Here is a 24,387-nt window from a genome sequence, read left to right as displayed (position 1 = left end):
TCCGGTATGACCATGCTTCGTCATGGCGTAGATAGCGCGGCCTGCCGATAATCAATTGCGCGTTGCATTTTCTCGGGGGCCGCGAACGGATCATCAGGTCGCACCCGGACACCGGGTGCGACCAGTCTTCAGATCATTCGGCAGCGGCGACGGCGGCGCGGCGGCCGATCGTTAGCTGCGTCAGCGCGAAGGCTGAGAAGGCGCAGAGCGCGATGCCGGCGGCCATCGGAACGGCTGTGCCGTCGAAGAAGACGCTCGATATGACCATGGCGACGGCGGCGATCACGAAATGCAGCGTGCCCATCAGCGACGAGGCGGTACCGGCGATCTCGCCGTGATCCTCGAGCGCAAGCACTGCGCTTGTCGGGATGACGAGGCCGAGGAAGCCGTAGCCGATGAACAGGAAGGTCGCCAGGACAGGCAGCTGGTTGAAGCCGGACGCCATCACCACCGCCATCACGACCATCGCAAGCGCGTAAGCGCTGACCGCAATCCGCATGACGCGCACCAGCCCGAAACGCTCGCCGAGCCAGCCCGTCGCCTGCGATACCGCGAAGAAAGACACGGCGTTGATCGAGAAGGCGAAGCTGTATTGCGTCGGCGTCAGCCCGTAATGCTGGATCAGCACGAAGGGCGAGTTGGCGAGATAGACGAGGAAGCTCGAAATGCCGAGGCCGCCGATGAAAGTGAGCGTCAGGAAATTGCGGTCGGTCAGCAGAAGGCGGTAAGCCGCCATGGCGCTGCTCAGACCGCTGCCGCTGCGTTCGTTCGCCGAACGGGTTTCGTCAAGCTGGGTGGCGAGCAGGACGAGGCCGATGAAGGCGGCGATCGTCACGGCCCAGAATACCCCGCGCCAGCCGTAGAACTCGATGACGGCGCTGCCTGTCAGCGGCGCCAGGATCGGGGAGATCGAGAAGACCAGCATCAGCAGCGACATCAGGCGGGCAGCCTGTACGCCGGTATGCATGTCGCGAACGATGGCGCGCGGAATGACCATGCCGGCAGCACCGCCGATACCCTGAACGAAACGGAAGGCGATCAGCGTTTCGATGTCGGTCGCCAGCGCACAGCCGATCGAGGCGATGGCGAAGAGGCCGATGCCGAGATAGAGCGGCAGCTTGCGGCCCCACATATCCGACAGCGGACCGTAGACGAGCTGGGCGAGCGCAAAGGAGATGAAGAAGGCGAGAAGGGTAAGCTGGGTGACGTTGTTATCGGCATGCAGGTCCTGGCCGATGGACGGCAGCGCGGGCAGATACATGTCGATGGCGAAAGGCCCGATGGCCGACAGAAGGCCGAGAATGAGGGCAATGCGAAAGAAGGGAGCCGTCATAATGGTGATCTTTCATAAAAGCGCAGCGGAGGTACCGGATTGTCACTCCGCCGCATTGCTCTGAGAGCGCCGTGCGTCCTCTCGGACGCACAAAGGACGCTCTAACACTTTCAATCTCGCATCGTGCTTTCCGAAAATCGGTTCCGATTTTCGGCCCGATGCGCGGGTTCAATGATGATCGTTCGCGCGAAGACGAAGTTGGGAGCTCATATCTTCAGCGGCGGAACCAGGAGTGTCAACAAATTTGGACACAGATGTAAATCTAGACGCCATTGTCTAAAACGTCAAGACGTCTTATCTTCGCTCTCATGAAAGATCGCATGACACCGGCAGCGCGGATGACGGGGCATACGCAGCGCGGACAATGCGCCAAGCGCATGTCGATCCTCGATGCCGCGGCCGATGTATTCTGCCGCCAGGGTTTTGCCGGCGCCAGCATCGACGAGATCGCCGCCGTCGCCTGTGTCTCGCGCCAGACGATCTACAATCACTACCGGGAGAAGGAAACGCTGTTCGTCGCCGTCGTCGAAGACGTCATGAACCGCGCCAACGCCATGCTCTTCTCCGTGCTGTCGACCTTCCCGGATCGTGTCGACAATCTGGAAGACGAGCTGACGGCCTTCGCCGTGCGCCTCAACAAGAACTGCATCTGCAACCACGACGGAAAATTCCTGCGCAAGCTGGTGCAGACCGAGGGCGAGCGATATCCGCACCTCTTCGAAACCTGGCGCCAGCAGGGGCCGGGCAAGCTGACCACGGCACTTTCCGCACTTTTTGCGCGGCTTGCCCACAAGCAAGCGCTCGTCATCGACGATTTCGACGTCGCCGCCCGGCAATTCGTGGCGCTTGGCAATGCCGACCTGCAAATGATGATCCTTCTTGGCGCAACACCCACCGATGAAGAACTGGAAAAGGCGGCGCGCAACGCCGTGCGTACCTTCCTCAAGGCCTATGGCAGTCCGGAGGCCGAAAAGGCCGGCCATCCGCCGCAGCTCGCAGCCATATCAGGCTGATCAGGTCTTTCAGATAAAGCCGGCAGATAAAGCCGGCAGATCAGGCCGGCCGATCAGGCAAAGATCGTCATCTGTGCGGGCACGACCGCGAACATGCCGACGCGGCGCGCGGCCAGATATTTCACCAGCTGCTCGACAACCGAAGGCATGACCGGCTTCTGGACCACGCCGACCGCGCCCTTGACGCCATCGGCGACCACCTCGGGATTGCCGGTCATGAAGACGACGGCAATGCCATGCTCTTCCGCCAGCTGTCGGCCGATCTCAGGCCCGGTCGGGCCGTCGGCGAGATTGACGTCGACGAAAGCGATATCGGCAAGCGGCGCCAGCCGCAGCGCCTGTTCGCGATCATTCGCAAGGCCCGCGACCTGCATGCCCATGCCTTCCACCGTCGCCTCGAGATCGAGCGCGATCAGGAATTCATCTTCGACGATCAATACTCTCTGTTTCATGAGATCATCTCGTTGCCAGCGCCGCACGACATTGGTGGCCATGATACGTCCCCTTGGTTACGCCCATACTTCTAAAGAGGGATCCGCTCCGGCAGCCTATCCCACGCGAAACTCAGGATGGTAACGGGCAACTCAACGATATGTTCCGCGGTGGAACGCCATTTTTTGTATTTAAGATATTGTTAACGTTGATAAATTCTTAAAATGTCAAAAGCTGAAGCAAAAAGGCGGCACCATGGCCGCCTTGATAACGCACGACGGGGAGGATTAATCAGCCCTTGGCCTTCAGCACGAGGACCGGTTTGCCGCGGTAGTCGACCGGAAACAGCGACTTCAGGTTCTCGATTTTCGGCAAGTCGTTGTAGACGATATAGGGATAGGTCGGATTGAGCGTCAGGAAGTCCTGATGATAGGCCTCGGCAGGGTAGAAGCCGGTGGCATCAGAGACCTTGGTGACGATTGGCTGCGAGAAGACATGCGCCTTGTCGAGCTGGCTGATATAGCTCTCGGCGACCTTGCGCTGTTGCGGATCCGAGACGAACAGCGCCGAACGGTACTGCGTTCCCCGGTCCGGACCCTGGAAATTCAGCTGCGTCGGATTGTGTGCCACCGAGAAGAAGATCTGCAGCAATTTGCCGTAGCTCACCTGTTTCGGATCGAACTTCACCTGCACGGATTCGGCGTGACCTGTCGAGCCGGCGCTGACGGTTTCGTACTGCGCCGTTTTGGCGTCGCCGCCGGCATAACCGGAGACGGCACTCTCGACACCCTTCACGTGCTGGAAGACGCCCTGGACGCCCCAGAAACAGCCGCCGGCGAAAATGGCCGTCTCGGTGCCTGGCCCGGCAGCCTCGTCAACGGCCGGCGGCGGGATGACGACGGCATCCTCGGCCGCGCGTGCGGCACACACGCCGAGCGAGAAAATGGTGGCGGCAAGGAGCGCGGCAAGGCTCCTGCGGTGGGAAGACGTGGACATGGCGCTACCTCCTGCGATGGTCCAAATCCTTGCTMATCCTTGCAAAAGTCGCAAATCACAAGGCGGTCACTCACGCCGATGTGACAGCCAGACGAAAGCGCCTGTGCGAACATGAAACAGCGCTCAACTTGAGTTGACAATCTCGCGAGGAGTGAGGAGAGTGCCGCCGGTCAGAGCCAGCATTTCCGGGGGGAACCTATGTCCGTGCGCTCGTTCTTCGCTTTCGCGACAATCGCATTTTCCATGATCGCCATCAGCTTTCCCGCCGCCGCTGCGGACACCAAGCGCGACATCCAGACGATCAAGGACGCCGATTTCTTCGGCTTCGATCTTCGCACCGAACAGAACGTCTCGCTCGATCAGTGCAAAACCTCCTGTATCGGCGACAAGAGCTGCAAGGCCTTCACCTACAATCCCAAGGTGAAATGGTGCTTCCTGAAATCCGATTTCAAGACGATGAACGCCTTCCCCGGCGCCATCGCCGGCAAGATCGTCGAAACGGCCGGCCAGCACGAGCCGGATATCGGGGCTGCGCCGCGCCTCACCTTCCTGACCAGCGACCTCATCCAGCAGGCCCATGATTTCAAGGACAATCTCGAACTCCCTGACGACCAGCAGGGCCAGGGCGTCGACAGCCTGACGGCCAATGCCCGCATCGACCTCACTGCCAACAACCTGGCCGACGCGCTGAAGTCCTTCCACGGTGCGCTGTCGATCACGCCCGACGATGCCGATCTTTGGCTCGAAACCGCCCGCGCCGCAGCGTCGCTTGGCAGCGGCGAAAGCAACACGACCGGCCAGGCCGTGCTCGACGCGCTGAACGGCTACGCGCTGACGCGCACCACCGCCAAACGCGCCGAGGCGCTGGCCGTGCTCGCCACTGCGCTGGAGCGGAATGCCAACTACCGCCCGGCGCTCGACGCCTATAAGGCGAGCCTGGCGCTTGTCGGCGCCAAGGATGTGCAGGCGGCCTACCTGCAGCTGAAATCGACGCAGGGCTTCCGCATCACCGAACACACTGTCGATGCCGACAGCGCTACGCCACGTGCCTGCGTCACCTTCTCCGAGGCGCTGGTCAAAACCACCGACTACACGCCCTTCGTGACGCTGAACGGCGAAGCACCAAAGGCGCTCGAAACCAAGGACAAGCAGATCTGCGTCGAGGGGCTGACGCATGGCGAGACCTACAAAATCGCCTTCCGGACCGGCCTGCCATCCGCCGTCGATGAAGTTCTGGAAGCGCCTGTCAGCGTCGACGTCTACATCAAGGACCGCAGCCAGATGGTGCGGTTCACCGGTGACAGCTTCGTGCTGCCCTCGACGGCGCGCCGCGGCATCCCGATCGTTTCCGTCAACATGACGTCGGCGAACCTCAAACTCTACCGCATCGGCGATCGCGCCATCGCGCCGCTGCTGACCAATTCGCAGTTCCTGACCCAGCTCGACGGCTACAGCGCCCAGAACATTGAGGACCAGAGCGGCGAACTCGTCTGGCAGGGCTCGATCGAGATCGCCAACGAGCTCAACAAGGACATCGTCACCAGTTTTCCGGTCGATGAGGCGCTGCCCGAGCGCAAGCCCGGCATTTACGTGATGACCGCAACGGCTGCAAACGGCCCCGCGCAGGACTGGGATTCGCAGGCGACGCAATGGTTCCTGGTCTCCGATATCGGTGTCACCACCTATGCCGGCACGGACGGGCTCAACGTCTTCACTCGCTCGCTCGCCTCGGCAAAGCCGATATCAGGCGTCGAACTGCAGCTGCTCGCCAAGAACAATGAGGTGCTCGGCACTGCGACGACCGACGCTGACGGCCGCGCCACCTTCACCGCCGGCCTGATCCGCGGCACGGCGGCGCTGACGCCGGCCGTCATCACCGCCAAAAACGGCACGTCGGACTATGTCTTCCTCGACATGACGCGCGCCGGCTTCGACCTCTCCGACCGAGGCGTGACGGGCCGTGCCGCACCCGGCGCGATCGACGTGCTGACGTTTACCGAACGCGGCATCTACCGCGCCGGCGAGACGGTGCATGCCCAGGCACTTGCCCGCGACACCGGCGGCAACGCCATCGACAACCTGCCGCTCACCTTCATCTTCAGCCGTCCAGATGGTGTCGAAGATCGGCGGATCGTCAGCCAGACCAGCAATCTCGGCGGCTATACCATCGATTTCCCGACCCAGGAAAACGCCATGCGCGGCACTTGGACGATGAACATCTATACCGATCCCAAAGGCAGCGCGATCGCCACCAAGAGTTTCCTCGTCGATGATTTCGTCCCCGATCGCACCGACATGGAGATCAAGACCGAGGCCAAGGAAGTCGGTCCGGACACGCCTGCGACGATTACGGTTTCGGGCAAATATCTCTACGGCGCCCCGGCCGCCGGCCTGACGCTCGAAGGCGACGTCGTCGTCAAGCCGACGCGCGAGAGTGCGGCCTACAAGGGCTTCCTCTTCGGCCTCGCCGACGAAGAAGCGAGCGAGGATTCGCGCCTGCCGATCGACGGCCTGCCGGAACTCGACGAGAACGGCGAAGCCTCGACCGACCTGACCATCAGCGACCTGCCGGCAACGACACAGTTGCTCAACGCCACCGTCTATATGCGCATGCAGGAGGCGGGTGGCCGCGCCATCGAGCGCTCCTTGACCATTCCGGTGAAGAACCAGGGCGCTTCGATCGGCATCAAGCCGGAATTTTCCGACGATCTGCCGGAGAACGCGATCGCCAACTTCACGGTGATCAGCGTCAAGGCCGATGGACAGAAGCAGGAGACGAAGGGCCTGCGCTGGAAATTCTATAGCCTCAACCGCGAATATCAGTGGTATCGCGAGGGAACGGCCTGGAAATACGAGCCTGTTTACACCGCCGAGCAGGTCTCCAACGGCAGCGTCGACGCGACGATGGACGGCGGCAAGATCTCCGTGCCGGTGACCTGGGGCCGCTATCGTCTCGAAGTGGAAAGCCCCGATGCCGACGGCCCGACTTCCAGCGTCGAATTCGACGCCGGCTGGTTCGTGACCTCGACCTCGACCGAAACGCCCGACGGGCTGGAAATCGCCCTCGACAAGGACAGCTACAAGATCGGCGAAACCGCCAAGCTCAAAGTCACCTCGCGCTATGGCGGCGAGCTGATGGTGACGGCCGGAACCGAAAAGCTGGTCGCCGTACAGAACGCCACGATCGGCGAGACCGGCGGCGAGGTCGACATCCCCGTTACATCAGACTGGGGTGCCGGCGCTTATGTCACGGCCACGCTCTTCCGCCCCGGCGACGCGCAGGACAGCCACATGCCGATGCGCTCGATCGGCATCAAATGGCTGAAAGTCGATCCTGAACAGCGGGCGCTGCAGGTGACGCTCGCAACACCCGAAAAGATGCTGCCGCGCGGACCGTTGAATATCGGCCTGCAGGTGGCGGGCGCCGGCGCCAACGAGGATGCCTATGTGACGGTTGCCGCCGTCGATGTCGGCATTCTCAACCTGACGCGCTACGAACCGCCGAATCCCGAGGACTGGTATTTCGGCCAGCGCCAGCTCGGCCTTGAAATCCGCGACCTCTATGGCCGCCTGATCGACGGGTCGCTGGGCGCCACCGGCAAGCTCCGGACCGGCGGCGATGGCGGTGCCGTGGCACTGCAGGCAAGCCCGCCGACGCAGAAGCTCGTCGCCTTCTTCTCCGGGCCGGTGAAGCTCGACGCCGAAGGCAAGGCCAATGTCTCCTTCGACATTCCCCAGTTCAACGGCACGGCGCGCGTCATGGCGGTCGCCTGGTCGAAATCAGGCGTCGGCCATGGCGTCAAGGATGTCATCATCCGCGATCCTGTCGTGGTGACCGCAAGCCTGCCGAAGTTCCTCGCCCCCGGCGACAAGGCCAATCTGCGCCTCGACATCGCCAACACCGATGCGCCGGCCGGCGATTACAAACTGCAGCTGACCGGCAATGACGCGGTCGGCATCGATGAAGCGTCCGCCTCGCAGACAATCCGTCTCGAGGCCGGCGCGAAATCCGAGCTGACGCTTTCGCTCATCGGCAAACAGCCGGGCGCCGGCAGCGTCTCGATCAAGCTTTCCGACGCTTCCGGCCTTTCGCTCGACCAGACGGTCGACGTGCCGGTGCGCCCGGCCTCCTTGCCGATTACCGAACGCAGGGTGCTGGCGCTGAAGCCAGGGGCAAAGCTCACCGTCGACAAGAACCTGCTCGCCGACAGCGTGCTGCCCGGCGCCTCGATCAGCGTCAGCGTCACCCGTTCGGCCGCCTTCGATATTCCAGCACTGCTGATGACGCTCGACCGCTATCCCTTCGGCTGCGCCGAGCAGACCACCAGCCGGGCGCTGCCGCTGCTCTACCTCGCCGAAGTGGCGAAGCAGGCGGGCATGGAAAACGACGACGATGTGAAGAAGCGCGTGCAGGATGCGATCTACCGCGTGCTCTCCTATCAGGCCTCGGCCGGCAGCTTCGGTCTCTGGGGACCGGATTCGGGCGATGTCTGGCTCGATTCCTACGTCACCGATTTCCTGACGCGGGCCCGCGAAATGAAATACGACGTGCCGGAAAGGGCTTTCGTGCAGGCGCTCGAAAACCTGCAGAACACGTTGTCCTACACCACCGACATCAAGGGCCAGGGCGACCAGATCGCCTATGCCGTCTACGTCCTTGCCCGCAACAAGAAGGCTGCGATCAKCGATCTGCGCTACTATGCCGATACGATGATCAACGACTTTCCGACGCCACTCGCCAAGGCGCATATCGCCGCGGCACTCGCGCTCTACGGCGATGCGCAGCGTTCAAAGACCATCTTCCTCGATGCGCTGCAGATGTCGGAGCAGTCGACGGTGTCACGCGTGAACCTGTCGCGCACCGACTACGGCACGATCCTGCGCGACGGGGCGGCGATCCTGGCGCTCGCGGCCGAAAGCCGGCCGGTGCCGCCTGTCATCCCGGAGCTTGCCAAGGCCGTCACCAAGGAATGGGGTCGCAGCAAATATAAGAGCACCCAGGAAGAGGCCTGGATGCTGCTTGCCGCCCGCGCCATCCAGGGCGGTGACGACGGCCTCAAGGTCGATGTCAACGGCGCGCCGCATACCGGTGCCTATATGGCGAAGATATCCGGCGATGCGCTGAGCGACCATCCGCTGACGCTGACCAACCAGACGGGTGACGCGGTTTCGGCCGTCGTCACCACGGTTGCCGCGCCCACCGTGCCGTTGCCGGCCGGCGGCGACGGCTTCACCATCGAGCGCACCTATTACACACTCGACGGCGAAGAGGCGAATGTCAGCGAGGCGAAGCAGAACGAGCGCTACGTCGTCGTCATCCATGTGCGCGAAACCAACGCCTGGCCTTCGCGCATCGTCATCACCGATCTTCTGCCGGCCGGCTTCGAGATCGACAATCCGAACCTCGTCGACAGCGCGCAGATGACGAATTTCGACTGGATCGGAGAGATCTCCGCTGCCCATACCGAATTCCGCTACGATCGCTTCGTTGCCGCCTTCAACCGCGCAGAAGGCGACGAGCGCGAATTCAACGTCGCCTATGTCGTGCGCGCGGTTACCCCTGGCAGCTACGACCATCCGGCCGCAAACGTCGAGGACATGTACCGGCCGGAGCTTTCGGCCCGCACGGCAACCGGCAAGATGGAGGTCGTGACGGCGCAATAATGAGGCGGTGGCACAAGTTTGCGATCGGGTCCGCAGCCGGCATCGTTCTTGCCGGCGCGGCTCTCTTTGCGCTCGATGCCGCCGACAAGGCCTTTCCGCCGCCGCTCGACAGGGCAAATGCGGTGTCCGCCGAGGTGCTCGATGCCGACGGACAATTGTTGCGCGCGTTTGCGACGTCGGAAGGCCGCTGGCGGCTGACGACGGCGGTCTCCGACGTCGATCCGCAATTCCTGCGCATGCTGATCGCCTATGAGGACCAGCGTTTCTACGAACACGGCGGCGTCGACCTCTGGGCGCTCGGGCGCGCTGCCGTGCAACTGGCCAGCAACGGCCGTATCGTCTCCGGCGCCTCGACGCTTTCGATGCAGGTGGCGCGGCTAATCGAGCCGCGCGAAGGACGCTCGCTTTCGGCAAAACTGCTGCAACTGGTGCGCGCCGTGCAGATCGAACGCCGGCTGTCGAAGGAAGAGATCCTCGACCTCTATCTGACGCACGCGCCCTATGGCGGCAATCTGGAAGGCGTGCGCGCCGCAAGCCTTGCCTATTTCGGCAAGGAACCGCGGCGCCTGACGGTCGCCGAGGCAGCCCTGCTCGTCGCCCTGCCGCAATTGCCGGAACGGCGCCGGCCGGATCGCAATCTCAAGGCAGCCGAGGCCGCACGCAAGCGTGTGCTCGACCGGGTGGCGGTCGCCAGAGCCGTTGGTGACGGCGAAGCGGAACGGGCCGAAGGCGTCGCGGTCCCGCCCCAGCGCATACAATTGCCGGCACTTGCCGCCCATGTCGCCGAAGCAGCACTGCGCAAGGAGCCGACGGTCCTCAAGCACCAGACGACACTGAAGAAGCAGGTGCAGCAGGGGCTGGAGGCGGTTGCGCGGGCAGCGGCATTCAAGCTCGGGCCGAAGCTTTCGCTTGCCATGGTGATGGCGGATGCGCAGACGGGCGCGATCGTCGGCGAGGTCGGCTCGGCCGATTATTTCGACGCCAGCCGCTCCGGCTGGATCGACATGACGCGCGTCAACCGCTCGCCGGGCTCGACGCTGAAGCCCTTCATCTATGGGCTGGCCTTCGAGCAGGGCCTGGTGTCCCAGGAGACGATCATCGAAGACCGGCCCGCCGATTTCTTCGGCTACCGGCCGCGCAATTTCGACATGAGCTACCAGGGCGACGTCACCGTGCGCGAGGCGCTGCAGCTTTCGCTGAATGTGCCGGCCGTCAAGCTGCTCGATGCCGTCGGGCCGTCACGGCTGATGGGGCGCTTCCGCCGCGCCGAGGTACGCCCGGTCCTGCCGCCGAATGAGACGCCGGGGCTTGCGATCGGGCTTGGCGGCGTCGGCATCACCCTGAAGGATCTGGTGCAGCTCTATACGGCGCTCGCCAATCGCGGCCAACCGGCAAGGCTCGGCGACGGCGTCACCGGCGCACCGGGCAAGCTCGACGGCGAACCGCTGCTGGAGCCGGTCGCAGTCTGGAACGTCGCCGATATTCTCTCCGGCGTCATTCCCCCCGCCGGCGCGCCGCAACGCGGCATCGCCTACAAGACGGGCACGAGCTATGGCTATCGCGACGCCTGGTCGGTCGGCTATGACGGGCGCTATGTGCTCGGCGTCTGGGTCGGACGACCTGACAATAGCGCCGTGCCGGGATTGACGGGCTATGGTACCGCCGCGCCCATCCTCTTTGAAGGGTTCGCCAAGTCAGGCATCGCGACGACGCCGCTGCCCCGCCCGCCTGCAGGCGCCGTACGCATCGCCCAGTCCGAGCTGCCGATCAGCCAGCGGCGTTTCGCCCTCAATGCCAGCGGCCTGCTCACCTCCGGCCGCGAGGCCGCACCGCAGATCATCTATCCGCCCGAGGGCGCGCATGTCGATCTCGGCGCTGGGCAAGGCAACCTGTCACCGCTGATGCTGAAGCTCCAGGGCGGCCGCGCCCCCTTCCGCTGGCTTGCCAACGGCAAGCCGCTGCCCGACCTCTCCCGCCGGCGCATCCAGCAATGGCTGCCTGATGGCGGCGGCTACTCGAAACTGACCGTTATCGACTCGGCCGGACGCGCCGCAAGCGTCGGCGTTTTCATCGAGTGAAGCATCGTTCATTGCGCGCCTGAAAAGACACGCGGGCGCAGTAAGGGAACAAAAGCCGCGCTGCAACCGTTGGGGACAATCTCCTTCCAACGTCAGAAGGCCCCATGACACTTCCGACAGCGACCTACCGGATACAATTCCGCAACGGCATGACCTTTGATCGCGCCCGCGGGCTCGTCCCCTATCTCAAGACACTCGGCATCAGCCACCTCTATGCCTCGCCGATCTTCACCGCCGTCAGTGGCTCGACCCACGGCTATGACGTCACCGACGCCAACGAAATCGACCCGGTGCTCGGCGGCCGGGCCGGATTCGACCGGCTGACGGAAAGTCTTCCCTCGGCGGGCATGGGGCTGATCCTCGACATCGTGCCGAACCACATGGCAGCCTCGCCGGAAAACGGCTGGTGGCGTGACGTGCTGACATTCGGCCGGCAGAGCGCCTATTTCCGCCACTTCGACATCGACTGGAGCGAGCCGCTGACCCTGCCGCAGCTCGGCCAGGATTTCGATCGCGCGCTGGCCGACGGCGAGCTGCGCATCGCACTCGACGAAACGCTTGGCAACTTCGTGTTCCGTTATTTCGAGACGCTGCTGCCGCTGAAACCCGGGAGTTACGGAGCGATTGCCAACCGGCTCGACGATCCGGTGGCAATGAGGATGGCGGAGGCGGCGGCCGTGACCTCCGGCGACAACTTCAACCGTGCGATGCGAGACATCCTCTTCGAAGGCGGCGATCGGGCAGTCCTTGAGCAAAAACTCGATGACGTCTCGGCAGATCGCGATTTCATGAGAAGCCTGCATGAGGCACAGCATTGGCGGCTGACGCACTGGAAGGCGGCGGCACGACATCTGAGCTATCGCCGTTTTTTCGAGGTGACCGGACTGGTCGGCACACGCGTCGAAGATCCCGCCGTGTTCGAGGACATGCATCGGCTGGTGATCGAGCTGGTGCGCCATGGCAAGGTCCAGGGCCTGCGCATCGACCATGTCGACGGGCTCGCCGAACCTAAGGCCTATCTCGACAGGCTGCGGGAGGCGGCCGGACCGGACACCTATATCGTCGTCGAAAAGATCCTGGGAGCCGGTGAGGTCCTGCCAGAAAGCTGGCCGATCGCCGGCACCACGGGATATGAATTCATCGCTGCCCTGAGCGAGCTGTTCATCGACGGCGGCGGCCTGCGCATATTGGACGATGCCTATCGCAGCATCGCCGCCGACACGGGTGATCTCGAGGAGGGCCGGCGAATTGCCAAGCGACTGATGGTCGAACGCAATTTCGCTGGCGAGACCGACAGGCTGGTGTCGATCGCTGCAGGCATCTTTCCCGAGTTAAAAAGAGACGAGATCGCCACCGCCCTCAGTGAACTGCTGATCACCTTTCCCGTCTACCGCACCTATGGCGACGGCGGCCCGCTTTCCTGGCAGGATTCAGCAGTGCTTGCCGTCACGGCATCGCAAGCCATGGCGCGGCTCGACGATCGGCGTGCATGCGACCATGTGCTGAAGCTTCTCGAAGGCAAGGTCGAAGGTGACGCGGCCCACGAGTTCCGTATCCGCTTCCAGCAATTGAGCGGGCCGGTGATGGCGAAAGCGACAGAGGATACGCTGTTTTATCGCTATAACAGGCTGCTTGCCGCAAACGAAGTCGGCGGCGAACCGGGCAAGGCGCCTGGCGGCCCGGAGGAATTCCACCGCCGCATGGCCGAGCGGGCGCGGCTGCAGCCGCATGGGCTTTCGGCAAGCGCCACCCACGACACCAAACGCGGCGAGGATGCGCGGGCAAGGCTTTATGCGCTGAGCGAGGGCGCGGATGTATTTGCACAGGCGGTCGAGCGTTGGCGCGAGATGAACCGGCCGTGGCTGAAGGATCTGCCCGAGGGTGCCGCGCCGGAACCAAATGTCGAATGGATGCTCTATCAGGCGCTGGCCGGGATCTGGCCGGAGGATTTCGACAGAGGACAGACAGAAGAACTCCGCGAACGCTTCACCGATTACGCGCTCAAGGCGGTACGAGAGGCGAAACTGCGCAGCGACTGGACAGAGCAGGATACCGCCTACGAGGAAGCGGTCACCACCTATGCCGCGGCGCTGGTCTCGCCTGACAATGACGTCTTTCTCGAGGATTTCGAAAGGGTGCTGCAGCCTTTCATCGCGGCGGGTTACCTCAACAGCCTGTCGCAGACGCTGCTCAAGCTGACGGCCCCCGGCATTCCCGATATCTACCAAGGTGCGGAGGGTTTCGATTTCAGCCTCGTCGATCCCGACAACCGCCGGCCCGTCGATCATGAGCGGCTGACGGCCTGGCTCGATGAAGCCGGGCCGATCGCCAAGCTGCAGGCGGCGGCGCTGAAGCAGCGCCTCGTCGGGATCGGCCTGCAGCTGCGTCAGCGGCAGGCGGAACTCTTTGCCAGAGGCGACTATCTGCCGCTGAAGGTGACGGGCGCCCGACGCGACCATGTGCTTGCTTTTGCCCGGGTGCATAAGGATGACTCCGCAATCATCGCGGCGCCCCGGCTGATGTTCGGCTGGCTTGACCCCGGCGTGCTCTTTGCCGGCCCGGAATTCTGGGAGGATACGGCAATTGCCGTCCCCTCCCCGCTTCACGGTCTGAAGGCCGATCTGCTGACCGGAAAGACGGTCGAGCCCGGGGGCAGCATTTCGGTCGCCACCCTGCTCGGGAGCCAGCCGGTCGGGCTGATCACCCCGACTGAGGGTCAGCCGACGCAAAGATCATATCCATGAAAATAGTGCTTGACCTTCCAGTCGCTGGAAGGTGGATAAGCCTATCCAACGGCCCTCCGGGCCCAGGAGATAGTCATGGATATCAAGCACGAACACGATCACCCTCACGGCCACCCCGACGGCGACGATCATTGCCACTGCGGCCATGAACAGGAGAAGGCTGTCAGCGCCATGATCCGTGATCCTGTCTGCGGCATGACTGTCGATCCACGGGCGGGCAAGCCCTCGCTCGATCATGACGGCCGCACCTATCATTTCTGCTCCGAGGGCTGCCGGACGAAGTTTGCGGCGGCACCTGAGGATTACCTGAGTGCGAAGGATCCCGTCTGCGGCATGACCGTCGATCGCTCGACGGCGAAACACTTTCTGAAACACGAGGGCGAAAAATTCTATTTCTGCTCGGCCGCTTGCCAAGCGAAGTTCGAAGCCGACCCCGCAGCCTATCGCGACGGCAGCCGCCCGCCGGCAAAGCCGGCGCCAAAGGGCACACTCTATACCTGCCCGATGCACCCTGAGGTCGTCAGCGATCGTCCGGGCGACTGCCCGAAATGCGGCATGGCGCTGGAGCCGATKGGCATTCCGCCTGATGACGAAGGCCCGAACCCGGAACTCGTCGATTTCGTGAGGCGGCTCTGGGTCAGCGCCATTCTCGCCATACCGTTGCTGGCGCTCAGCATGGGGCCGATGCTCGGCCTGCCGCTCCGGGAAGCGATCGGCGAGCCGCAGGCGACCTACATCGAACTGCTGCTGGCAACGCCGGTGGTGCTCTGGGCGGCCCTGCCCTTCTTCCGCCGCGCATGGGCGTCTGTCGTCAACCGCAGCCCGAATATGTGGACGCTGATCGGTCTCGGCGTCGGCACCGCCTATGTCTACAGCGTCGTCGCCACGCTTTTACCAGGCATCTTCCCGATGAGCTTCCATGGCCATGGCGCGGCCGTGCCTGTCTATTTCGAGGCGGCGGCCGTCATCGTCGCGCTCGTCTTCGTCGGTCAGGTGCTGGAATTGAAAGCGCGCGAGCGCACCGGCTCGGCAATCCGCGCCTTGCTCGACCTTGCGCCGAAGACGGCAAGGCGCATCGATGCCGGTGATCGCGAGAGCGACGTGCCGGTGGACGATATCCAGCCTGGTGACCGGCTGCGCGTTCGCCCCGGCGAGCGGGTGCCGGTGGACGGCTCCGTTCTCGAAGGCCAGTCGACGGTCGATGAATCGATGATATCAGGTGAGCCCCTGCCGCTGGAGAAGTCGAAGGGCGACCCGCTGACCGGCGGCACGATCAACAAGAACGGCACCTTCGTCATGACCGCAGAGAAGGTCGGCGCAGACACGGTGCTGTCGCGTATCRTCGACATGGTCGCCAAGGCGCAACGCTCGCGAGCGCCGATCCAGGGGGCGGTCGACCGGGTGTCGGCCATCTTCGTGCCGGCGGTGGTCGCCGCCGCCATCCTCGCCTTCCTCGTCTGGGCCGCGATCGGTCCGGAACCGCGCATGGCGAATGGTCTGCTTGCCGCCGTTGCCGTTCTGATCATCGCCTGTCCTTGTGCGCTCGGCCTTGCAACGCCGATGTCGATCATGATCGCGACGGGGCGCGGGGCGCAGGAAGGTGTGCTGATCAAGGACGCCGAAGCCCTGGAGCGCTTTTCCAAAGTCGACACGCTGATCGTCGACAAGACCGGTACGCTGACTGAGGGAAAGCCGAAGCTTACCGACATCGTCAGCTTCGGAGGGGTCGGGGAAAATCGGCTGCTGTCGCTGGCGGCAAGCCTGGAGCGCGGCTCCGAACATCCGCTGGCCGAAGCGATCGTTTCCGGCGCCGAGGAGCGCGGTGTCCCCTTCGTCGAGGTCACCGGTTTCGAGGCAAAGACCGGCAAGGGCGTTCAGGGCCGTGCCGGCGGCACGACGGTGGCGCTCGGCAATGCGGCGATGCTTACCGATCTCGGCATCGATCCAGCGGTCCTTGCCGAGAAGACCGAAGCCCTGCGCGGCGACGGCAAGACGGTGATGTTCGTGGTGTTCGACGGCGCACTTGCCGGTCTCGTCGCCGTTGCCGACCGCATCAAGCCGACAACGGCAGCCGCCATCAAGGCACTGCACGAGAGCGGTCTGAAGATCATCATGGCGACCGGCGACAACGAGCGCACGGCGCGCGCGGTGGCAAAAAGTCTCGGCATTGATGAGGTCCGCGCCGATGTGCTTCCGGAAGGCAAGAAGGCGCTGATCGACGAGTTGCGGGCCAAGGGCGCCATCATCGCTATGGCCGGCGATGGCGTCAACGACGCACCGGCGCTCGCCGCCGCCGATGTCGGCATCGCCATGGGTACCGGCGCCGACGTCGCGATGGAAAGCGCCGGCATCACATTGGTGAAGGGCGACCTGAACGGCATCGTCAGGGCACGACGGTTGGCGGAGGCGACGATGCAAAATATCCGGCAGAATCTCGGCTTCGCCTTCGGCTACAATGCGCTCGGCGTGCCGATCGCGGCCGGCGTACTCTACCCGATCTTCGGGCTGCTGCTTTCGCCGATGATCGCCGCGGCGGCGATGAGCCTCTCGTCCGTCTCGGTGATATCAAATGCGCTGAGACTGCGCTTTGCAAAACTATAGGAGATGGCGATGAATATCGGCGAAGCATCGGAACGAACCGGCCTGCCTTCGAAGACCATCCGCTACTACGAGGATATCGGCCTCATCCGCCCCGAAAGGGGCGGAAACGGCTATCGCGACTATGCCGCAACCGACGTCCACAAGCTGCGCTTCCTGCAGCGTTCGCGCGGTCTCGGCTTTTCCGTCGAGGAATGCCGGCAATTGCTGGCGCTCTATGAGGACAAGGACCGGGCGAGCATCGATGTCAAGGATATCGCTCAGACCAAGCTTGCCGAGATCGACCGAAAGATCCGCGAACTGACGGAACTGCGCCGGACGCTGGAGCACCTGGTGCATGCCTGCCACGGCAACGACAGGCCGGACTGTCCGATCCTCGAAGAGCTGTCGGACGGCGGCTGACCACTTCAGGCGACCTGCATCAGGAAAGCTGCGGCATGTTCTGGTTGGCTGCCTGCGAGGGTTGAGCCCGCTCGTCGGGTTCCTCGTCTTCGCCGTCGTCCAGCACGCCGTCATCCAGCCGATGCTTGATCGCCAGCGCATAGATCACGTCGAGAATATTGCGGTCTCTGAGATGAGGATCCATCAGGGCGAGAAGCGAGGCCCGGACGATCTTCTTGCTGGTGGCCTTCGGACAACGCGCCTTGACGAAATCATAGAGCGCCTCATCCGTCAGCCCTTCCATGGCGCCGTCCACGAGTGCTTCGTAGACCCGCTTCTTTTCCTTCATTTCTTGATGTTCCCCTGCAAATCAGCGGCGTCATGATCTGTCATGTAATTGTCATAAACAATCGCGGATTTGAGGCTTTCCTCCGCCGGGGAAGGATTTGACGTCTATCCGGCGACGGTCTTCCGCCCGCCCTGACTTTTTTTAGTTCCGTCGGGAATAAAACCCGCCGCACGCGCGTATACTCAATCATGGAACGCAAAGAACGCCCCTTCGACGTCATCGGACAGCTTGCAGCGCTGAGGCGCTACGCTCGCTCGCTGGTGCGCAATTCGGACGAGGCGGAGGATCTGGTGCACGATGCGCTGGTGCGCGCCTTCGAGAAGCGAAAGAGCTTCCGCAGCGGCGGCAACCTGCGCACCTGGCTGCTCTCCATCCTGCACAATGCCCATATCGATCGTCTTCGCCGGAACCGGTCGCTGACGCGCCGCCACGATGAAGCAGCTGTCGAAGCCGAGCAATCGCTGCCGGCCGGCCAGGAACATGCCGTGCGCCTGCAGCAGGTGCGCGACGCCTTCTTCGCCCTGCCGGAGGAACAGCGCGAGGCACTGCATCTCGTCGCGATCGAAGACCTTTCCTACCAGGAAGCCGCCCAGGCGCTCGGCATTCCTGTGGGGACGCTGATGTCGCGCATCTCCCGCGCGCGCGCGCAACTGCGCGAATTCGAGGAGAAGACGCCGCGGGTTTCGCATCTGAGACTAATCGGAGGGAACGGCAATGAAAGCAGTTGATCCGATCATCGATGCCGACCTTAACGCCTATGTGGATGGCGAGCTCGATGTCGCCCGTCGCATCCAGGTGGAATCCTATCTTTCCGAGAATCCGGCGATTGCCGCCAAGGTCATGGCCGACCTCAGCGTGAGGGGCGAACTGCGTCTGGCACTGGCCGGCGAAAGTGCCTTTGGCCGCCCCGAGACCCGCGATGCCGCCCGTCGGCTGGAACGTGGCCTTTCCTATGGCCGCATCTTCCATTCCATGCAGCGCGTTGCCGCCGTCGGCATTCTGATCGCCGCCGGCTGGGTGGCGCACAATTCCTTCGGCGCCTTTTCGGCGACCGAGGTGGCGGCATCCGTTCCGGCACCCGCCTATGTCGAGGATGCCGTCCGCGCCTATCAGACGGCGGCTCTGCGCCAATCGATGCCTCCGCAGACGCCGGCCACCTATAGCGCCGACGATATTCGCGCCGCCACCGCGATCGTGATGCCCGAACTGCCCAAGGATTGGAAGGTTGCCGACGTGCAGATCTTCCCGTCCGAATTCGGCCCCAGCGTCGAGATGGCGATCGAACAAGCAGATGGAAAGCAACTGTCGCTTTTTGCCGTCCGTCCGGGCGCCTTCGAGGTCAAGCCGGTCAGTCATCTCACGCTGGAAAAAGCAGAAGCCGCCTATTGGCAGATCGGCGAGGTCGCTTATGCGCTGATCGCCGACGATCGCGGTCTCAATCTCGACCAGGCGGCCGAACGGCTCGCCCGCTCGCTCTATTAATTCAAACCGAGGAGATCAGCATGAACCCGATCAATCCCCGCTATGGCGCCGTCGTCGGCTCCCAGGCCCTCTTCGACGAAGGCCTGCGCCAGCATATGCTGCGCGTCTACAACTATATGGCTCTCGGCCTCGTCATAACGGGCCTCGTCGCCTTTGTCGTCGGCTCGACGCCGGCACTCTACGTCCCGATCTTCGGCTCGCCGCTGAAGTGGGTGGTGATGCTTGCCCCGCTCGCCTTCGTCTTCTTCTTCTCGTTCAAGATCCAGACGATGTCGGCCAGCACCGCTCAGATCACCTTCTGGGCCTTCTGCGCGGTGATGGGCCTGTCGCTCGCTTCCGTCTTCCTGGTCTTCACCGGGATGAGCATCGCGCGGACCTTCTTCATCACCGCGACGATGTTCGGCGCCACCAGCCTCTACGGCTATGCGACGAAGCGTGATCTCTCGCGCATGGGCTCGTTCCTGATGATGGGCCTCTTCGGCGTCATCATCGCCTCGGTCGTCAATATCTTCCTGGGTTCGAGCGCGCTGCAGTTTGCGATCTCGGTGATCGGCATCGTCGTCTTCGTCGGTCTGACCGCTTACGACACGCAGAACATCAAGGAACAGTATTCGGAAAACTTTGATCAGGAATCGAACCAGAAGCTTGCCGTCTTTGGTGCGCTCTCGCTCTACCTGAACTTCGTCAACATCTTCCAGCTTCTGCTCAACTTCACCGGCGAGCGGGAATAGGACCGCGCTTCTGGGGGCAAAGGAAGCGCAGAGCGCCCGGTCTGCAATCTGTGACAGGATGGCAGATCGGGTGTTCACCTAAACGAGACGGCCGGGTCAACGCCCGGCCGTTTTCGTTTAAAGCGCATCGCGTCAAATGGGAATCATGCGACGCGCTTTAAGTCTTTGTTTTATGCATGTCGTTGTCCCAAAACCGCTGCACCCTTTTGGGCAACATGCATTAGATGATGCCCCAGGCGCGATAGCGGCCTCGGCCGGTGATTTCACGAATGCCGATCTCATTGACGAGGTTCAGCGCTCCGCGCGGTGTGATGCGCAGATGACGGGCGATCATCGCCGCCGAGACCATTGGCCGCGACAGAATGAAATCGGCAAGTTCCGGCAGGCTGCTGTTTGAACGGCGGCCGCGAAAGCGCAGCTCCATCTGCGTGCGTGCCAAGGACAAACGATCGATTTCCTTGAGGCCGGCCACAGCACCCAGATGCACCGCCTCCAGAAAGGCTTGCAGCCGCGTGGCGCGATCGCGCGCCCGACGGCGCTCATGGCGCACCAGCTTCAGCCCGCCGTAAAAAGAAAAGAGATGCGAGGCGACCTTGCCGCGGGCGCGTAGATGGCTTGCGACCAGAAGTCCGCCGAGCCAGTGCTGACGCCGCAATGGCTCGATCCTTTCCCAGGCTTCGAAGAGGATGACGGCGCCGAGAACCGGCGGCAAGCTGTCGGCCAACGGCTGGACGCTCCGCCACTCCGCAAGCCGCTGTTCCTCGTCCCACTCGTCGTCACCGAGCAAGCCGAGGGGATCTTCGTTGCGCCTTGCCGGGACAATGGCGGCCGTCTCGCTTGCCGGCGTTTTCCCTGTGTGGATATCGAGCAGCTTCTGCGAGCGGGCAAGAAGCGCATCGATCTCGGCCATCTCCGCAACGAGCGGCCCGTCTTCATGCTCGCCCTCCTCGTCGGTCTCGACCGGACCTGCGGGGCTCTTCGCGTCCGGCACTTTCCCCTCCCCTTCCCCGCCGGTCGCAGTCAGCGTCGCAAGACCCGCGACACCGAGTGCCCAGGAGGGTTCGCCGGTCCAGATGCGCCGACGCGCCCGCAGCACGGAATGGGCGATCGTCAGTTCGTGGGTGGGAGCGCGGCTATCCATATGCGCATCGTGCAAAACGAGATCCTCGACATGCACGAGTTCGCCGGCCACCCAGAGCGCGCCGGCGGCGTCGAAGAAATGGCTGCGTTCGGCAAATCCCTCACCGACCGGCGAGCGCAGCACGCGTTCGTCCAGCCGCGCCACCGCATCCTCCGCCGCGGCAATGGCTGGAAGCAAGGTTTGAAGCATCGCACCGTCAATATCGTAGCGCATTGTTAAGCTTTACAGTTTTTCACAAATGGAAGCAAAACGAATGTTTCCTTCCGCCATGTATGACATGGTTAACAGTGTTTTTCAACAAAACTGCGGGAAAGGAAGCCGTCAAGACGCCTGATCTGCCGGCCGCATATGCTTCTAACCGTCGCAGCTGGCGCGAAGCTTTTTCATAGCCGTTCATCCGGTTTTCCTCGTCGTCGGACCATTTGCCCGCATCAGCGCCATCAGCATCGGTCCGAGCGAGAATTCGCCACGCTCCGCCCGCCGCGTCAGGTCACGCAGGTAGCCGCCGGCAGAGTTGATATGTCCGCCCCTTTCCAGAATGCAGGCGATCACCGTGGCGGCGTTTTCCGGCCCCATGACATCGCAGGCCAGCTGATAGGCGCTCGGGCTGACGCCAAGCGTGGAACGGACGATGACGGCCGCGGCCATCAGATCCCGCCAGCTGCCAATGCCGCCGCCCGGGCCATAAGCGACGATCTCCGGGCAGGACTGCAGAACCATGGCAAGGGGGAAGGATTTCGGCGGCTCCCGCCACGGCTGCGATTCTTCCTCCGGCTTTGCGCCCTGCTTCGTTTCGAAGCTTGGTTCAAGTTCAGATATTAGGTGTGGGTTTGAATTATGTATGTGCCGACCGTTTTGGTTATCATTGGCGTCTGTTTTTTCTGCTTTCGACTTCGATTCCAGCGTCTTGACGATCAATTGCCGAAAAGCTTCGAGATCAGCCAGCAGGCTTTCCATCTCGGCGGTCGACGGGCGGCGCGGCAGGCTTGCGGAAAGCAGGTTGGAATGCTTCTGCATCTCGATCCATTCGCCGGCAATTTCCTCCTCCAGCGCGATCTCGATGAGCTTGGTGATGTCACGCCGGCAAAGTGTCAGGCGCTCTCTCAGGCGCTTCCATTCGAGTTTGGCGGCCATTACCTGAGCCGCCTGCGCCTCGATCTCGCGAGCGCGTACCAGGAGCGGCGCCAGGCTGAAGCCAAAGGCCTCACCAAGCCCGCCCTCGCCATTGCGGCGGGCAAAACGTTTCCCGTTCGGGCTATCCCGCCGGATGATCAGGCCGGCTTCCACCAGCATCGCCAGGTTTCGCCGCAGCGTCGTGCCGGCCATGCCATGCGTGCGCAGCGACAGCTGCTCATTCGATGGGAAGACGACGAAACCGTTGGCCTCGGCAATCTCGTTCTTCGGGTAGAAGGTCAACAGCGCGTTGAGAACAGCCAGGGCACGGTCGGATACGCCGATCATGTCCTTTGCTTCGCACAGCGCACGWAAGATCTTCCACTTGTCGACCGATGCGTCCGGATCGACCTTGCTGGCGCTTTCCTGGCTTGCCAGCATGCCAAGCGTCATCGATCGCCGCCCAAAGGGCGTCGATACATATTGAGGCTCCATGTCCCTCACCTTTTTTCAAGGCAAAAGAAACCTACCACCCAAAAGGATGCCGAAGACGCTTGACAGTGATTCGAGGAAGTGCGATTCTCAGATTGTCCAGATATGAGAAAGGCTTCCGCGGCGGCAACGTTCGGAGGCTTTTTTCTTTTGCGGCCTATTCTCCTGCTTGCAACTTGCCGGCCCGATAGGCTTCATAAAGCTCATCGAGACGGCGTGAAATGTAAGCGCCGAAATCCGGCGCATCGCCGGTCTTCAACGCGATCGTGAAGGAATTGCCGGCGCTCTTGATTCGGCCGGCAATCTTGCCGCCGCTCTTCGGCTTCCAGTCAAATTCCGTGGTTTCGGGCTTCGCCTCTTTCTTGGCGAGCTCGGCAACCAAAAGCTCGAAACGGCGGTCGCTCTCTTCCGCCATGAAACCTCCCGAGGCAATGAGCTTGGCAAGCCGGGCGGCCGTCATCCCATTCCAATCCTGGGCTAGCGCCATCCACCGGCGTCGCCCGATGCCGGGTGCGGCTCCGACCGACCTGACGATCTCGGCGGGAATAGCTTTTGCAACGGATATCAGCTTCGATAGCTCCGTCTTGTCCGTCGACAGCGCTTTCATGATCACCGGGCGCTCAAAACCCTTGAGCTCGAGATTGAGGGCAAAGACCGCGCGCTCGATATAGGAAAGGTTCCGACGCGCCGAATTCTCGATGCCCTGCGCGATGACGACATCGGTATCGTCGAGCTTACGGACGATCGCCTGCACCTTGAGACCGAGCAGCTTGACGGCCTGCAGACGGCGATGGCCGTAGGCGATCTGGTAGCGATCCTCATCATTGGGATGGCGGCGAACGAGGATCGGCACTTCCTGGCCGTTCTCGGCAATCGACTGCACCAACTCGTCCTCAATATCGAGCGGCTGGTCGACAAGGCGGTCGCGGACGAAGGAGGAATCGATCAGATCAGGATCGAGCTCGACGATGCGTTCACCGGAGAGCAAAGCCTCCTGCATCGCCCTGCTCTCTTCCTCCATGCGGCCAAGGGTCAGCGCCATCGTCCGAACCGGCCCGGCCGATCCGCGCGAAGATGGTTCCTCGTAGTTGGCCGCGGCCAACTCCTGCGCCGTATCGTCGAAAAGACCTTTCAGGCGATCGCGTCTGCTCATGCTCGACCCCAGGCTTTGTGAATACCGGCGAGAACCTCGCTGTTGGCGGCATTGACCGATTCCAGCGCCCGGTCATAGGTCGAGCGGCGCACCTGCCCCTTCTCGATCTCGTAGAGCGTCTGCTTGGTCAGGCCGACATCGGCGATCGCCGTCGACTTGAGAATGGTCGCCGTCAACACGTCGTCGCTGAAGAGGCTGCGCAACAGCGCGACGATCTGCGACTGCGGCGCATCGAAAGGTTCGTGACGAGTGACGACATATTTGATGAAATCGTGCTGCAGATCGCCGCCGGCCTTGCGAACGACGGAAAGCAGATCCGAAGTCATCAGCAGGAACTGCGACATGGAAGCGACGTCGACCATCTGCGGATGGATGGTGATCAAAAGAGACGTGGCGGCACAAACGGCGCCAAGCGTGAGGTAACCAAGCTGCGGCGGGCAGTCGATCACCACGATGTCGTAGTCGGCCTCGACCTCGGCAATGGCAACGCCAACGCGACGGAAGAACAGCTCGGCGGGCCGCTGCCGGTCGTTCAGTGCCCGTGGCGTCTCATGCTCGAACTCCATCAGTTCGAGATTGCCCGGCACCAGATCCAGCCCGTCGAAATAGGTCTTGCGGACGATCTCCTTCAGTGGCTTGCGGCCCTCATCATAGCGAATTGCGCCATAGAGCGTATCGCCTTCGGAA

General features: G+C 62.8%; 17 protein-coding genes. 9 read left to right on the top strand and 8 right to left on the bottom strand.

The window, feature by feature from the left end; all coding sequences use genetic code 11:
* Positions 1–133: 133 nt before the first annotated feature.
* The gene (locus AC1ECN_RS28540; RefSeq protein WP_130673878.1) at positions 134–1,333 is read right to left on the bottom strand and encodes a multidrug effflux MFS transporter; all 1,200 of its coding nucleotides are present in this window, start codon (positions 1,331–1,333) and stop codon (positions 134–136) included.
* 272 nt (positions 1,334–1,605) lie between these two features.
* On the opposite strand from AC1ECN_RS28540, the gene AC1ECN_RS28535 reads away from it, so the two are divergent.
* The gene (locus AC1ECN_RS28535) at positions 1,606–2,346 is read left to right on the top strand and encodes a TetR/AcrR family transcriptional regulator (RefSeq protein ID WP_130673879.1); all 741 of its coding nucleotides are present in this window, start codon (positions 1,606–1,608) and stop codon (positions 2,344–2,346) included.
* Positions 2,347–2,399: 53 nt separating this feature from the next.
* Here AC1ECN_RS28535 and AC1ECN_RS28530 read toward each other — a convergent pair whose 3' ends face one another.
* Both AC1ECN_RS28530 and msrA read right to left on the bottom strand, forming a co-directional pair.
* Positions 2,400–2,840, bottom strand: coding sequence for a response regulator (locus AC1ECN_RS28530; RefSeq protein ID WP_018071572.1), 441 nt, complete (start codon positions 2,838–2,840; stop codon positions 2,400–2,402).
* 229 nt (positions 2,841–3,069) lie between these two features.
* Positions 3,070–3,774, bottom strand: coding sequence for a peptide-methionine (S)-S-oxide reductase MsrA (gene msrA / locus AC1ECN_RS28525; protein WP_130673880.1), 705 nt, complete (start codon positions 3,772–3,774; stop codon positions 3,070–3,072).
* 198 nt (positions 3,775–3,972) lie between these two features.
* On the opposite strand from msrA, the gene AC1ECN_RS28520 reads away from it, so the two are divergent.
* The 5 genes from AC1ECN_RS28520 to cueR all read left to right on the top strand — a co-directional run bounded on the left by AC1ECN_RS28520 (position 3,973) and on the right by cueR (position 17,260).
* Entirely contained in the window at positions 3,973–9,438 is a 5,466-nt protein-coding gene (locus tag AC1ECN_RS28520; protein WP_477954842.1) for an MG2 domain-containing protein, read from the top strand.
* The gene (gene pbpC, locus AC1ECN_RS28515; RefSeq protein WP_130673882.1) at positions 9,438–11,516 is read left to right on the top strand and encodes a penicillin-binding protein 1C; all 2,079 of its coding nucleotides are present in this window, start codon (positions 9,438–9,440) and stop codon (positions 11,514–11,516) included. Before AC1ECN_RS28520 ends, pbpC begins: the two co-directional genes overlap by 1 nt.
* A 104-nt stretch (positions 11,517–11,620) precedes the next feature.
* Positions 11,621–14,260, top strand: coding sequence for a malto-oligosyltrehalose synthase (gene treY / locus AC1ECN_RS28510; RefSeq protein ID WP_130673883.1), 2,640 nt, complete (start codon positions 11,621–11,623; stop codon positions 14,258–14,260).
* A 75-nt stretch (positions 14,261–14,335) separates the two neighbouring features.
* The gene (locus tag AC1ECN_RS28505) at positions 14,336–16,861 is read left to right on the top strand and encodes a heavy metal translocating P-type ATPase (protein ID WP_477954840.1); all 2,526 of its coding nucleotides are present in this window, start codon (positions 14,336–14,338) and stop codon (positions 16,859–16,861) included.
* A gap of 9 nt (positions 16,862–16,870) precedes the next feature.
* Positions 16,871–17,260 carry a Cu(I)-responsive transcriptional regulator gene (gene cueR / locus AC1ECN_RS28500; RefSeq protein ID WP_018494455.1) on the top strand — a complete coding sequence of 130 codons (390 nt, stop codon included), beginning with the start codon at positions 16,871–16,873 and terminating at the stop codon, positions 17,258–17,260.
* Between the two features lie 19 nt (positions 17,261–17,279).
* Here the strand turns inward: cueR and AC1ECN_RS28495 are convergent, their stop codons facing one another.
* Positions 17,280–17,588 carry a hypothetical protein gene (locus tag AC1ECN_RS28495; protein WP_018482561.1) on the bottom strand — a complete coding sequence of 103 codons (309 nt, stop codon included), beginning with the start codon at positions 17,586–17,588 and terminating at the stop codon, positions 17,280–17,282.
* Between the two features lie 188 nt (positions 17,589–17,776).
* Here AC1ECN_RS28495 and AC1ECN_RS28490 point away from each other — a divergent pair, with 188 nt between their 5' ends.
* Genes AC1ECN_RS28490 through AC1ECN_RS28480 form a run of 3 tightly spaced genes read left to right on the top strand, consistent with a single transcriptional unit; the run spans position 17,777 to position 19,801 of the window.
* On the top strand, positions 17,777–18,316 hold the full coding sequence (locus tag AC1ECN_RS28490) for a sigma-70 family RNA polymerase sigma factor (RefSeq protein WP_130673885.1): 540 nt from the start codon (positions 17,777–17,779) through the stop codon (positions 18,314–18,316).
* Positions 18,303–19,070 (top strand): anti-sigma factor family protein, encoded by a 768-nt coding sequence (locus tag AC1ECN_RS28485; RefSeq protein ID WP_130673886.1) that lies wholly within the window; start codon positions 18,303–18,305, stop codon positions 19,068–19,070. Before AC1ECN_RS28490 ends, AC1ECN_RS28485 begins: the two co-directional genes overlap by 14 nt.
* Positions 19,071–19,090: 20 nt before the next feature.
* Positions 19,091–19,801, top strand: a complete 711-nt coding sequence (locus AC1ECN_RS28480) for a Bax inhibitor-1/YccA family protein (protein WP_018494459.1) — start codon at positions 19,091–19,093, stop codon at positions 19,799–19,801.
* A gap of 220 nt (positions 19,802–20,021) precedes the next feature.
* Here AC1ECN_RS28480 and AC1ECN_RS28475 read toward each other — a convergent pair whose 3' ends face one another.
* The 4 genes from AC1ECN_RS28475 to repA all read right to left on the bottom strand — a co-directional run.
* Positions 20,022–21,155, bottom strand: a complete 1,134-nt coding sequence (locus tag AC1ECN_RS28475) for an RHE_PE00001 family protein (protein WP_024321711.1) — start codon at positions 21,153–21,155, stop codon at positions 20,022–20,024.
* A gap of 180 nt (positions 21,156–21,335) precedes the next feature.
* Positions 21,336–22,550 (bottom strand): plasmid replication protein RepC, encoded by a 1,215-nt coding sequence (gene repC, locus AC1ECN_RS28470; protein WP_477954837.1) that lies wholly within the window; start codon positions 22,548–22,550, stop codon positions 21,336–21,338.
* 154 nt (positions 22,551–22,704) lie between these two features.
* Positions 22,705–23,700 (bottom strand): plasmid partitioning protein RepB, encoded by a 996-nt coding sequence (repB, locus tag AC1ECN_RS28465; RefSeq protein ID WP_018071585.1) that lies wholly within the window; start codon positions 23,698–23,700, stop codon positions 22,705–22,707.
* Positions 23,697–24,387 (bottom strand): plasmid partitioning protein RepA (gene repA / locus AC1ECN_RS28460; protein ID WP_477954836.1); only part of this gene is annotated, 691 nt, incomplete at its 5' end. The genes repA and repB, both read right to left, overlap by 4 nt.

It is taken from the genome of Rhizobium sp. 01N447_2 (genome assembly GCF_056399245.1).
The sequence above is the reverse complement of the archived record's forward strand: the minus strand, read 5'-3'. Positions and strand labels throughout refer to the sequence as shown.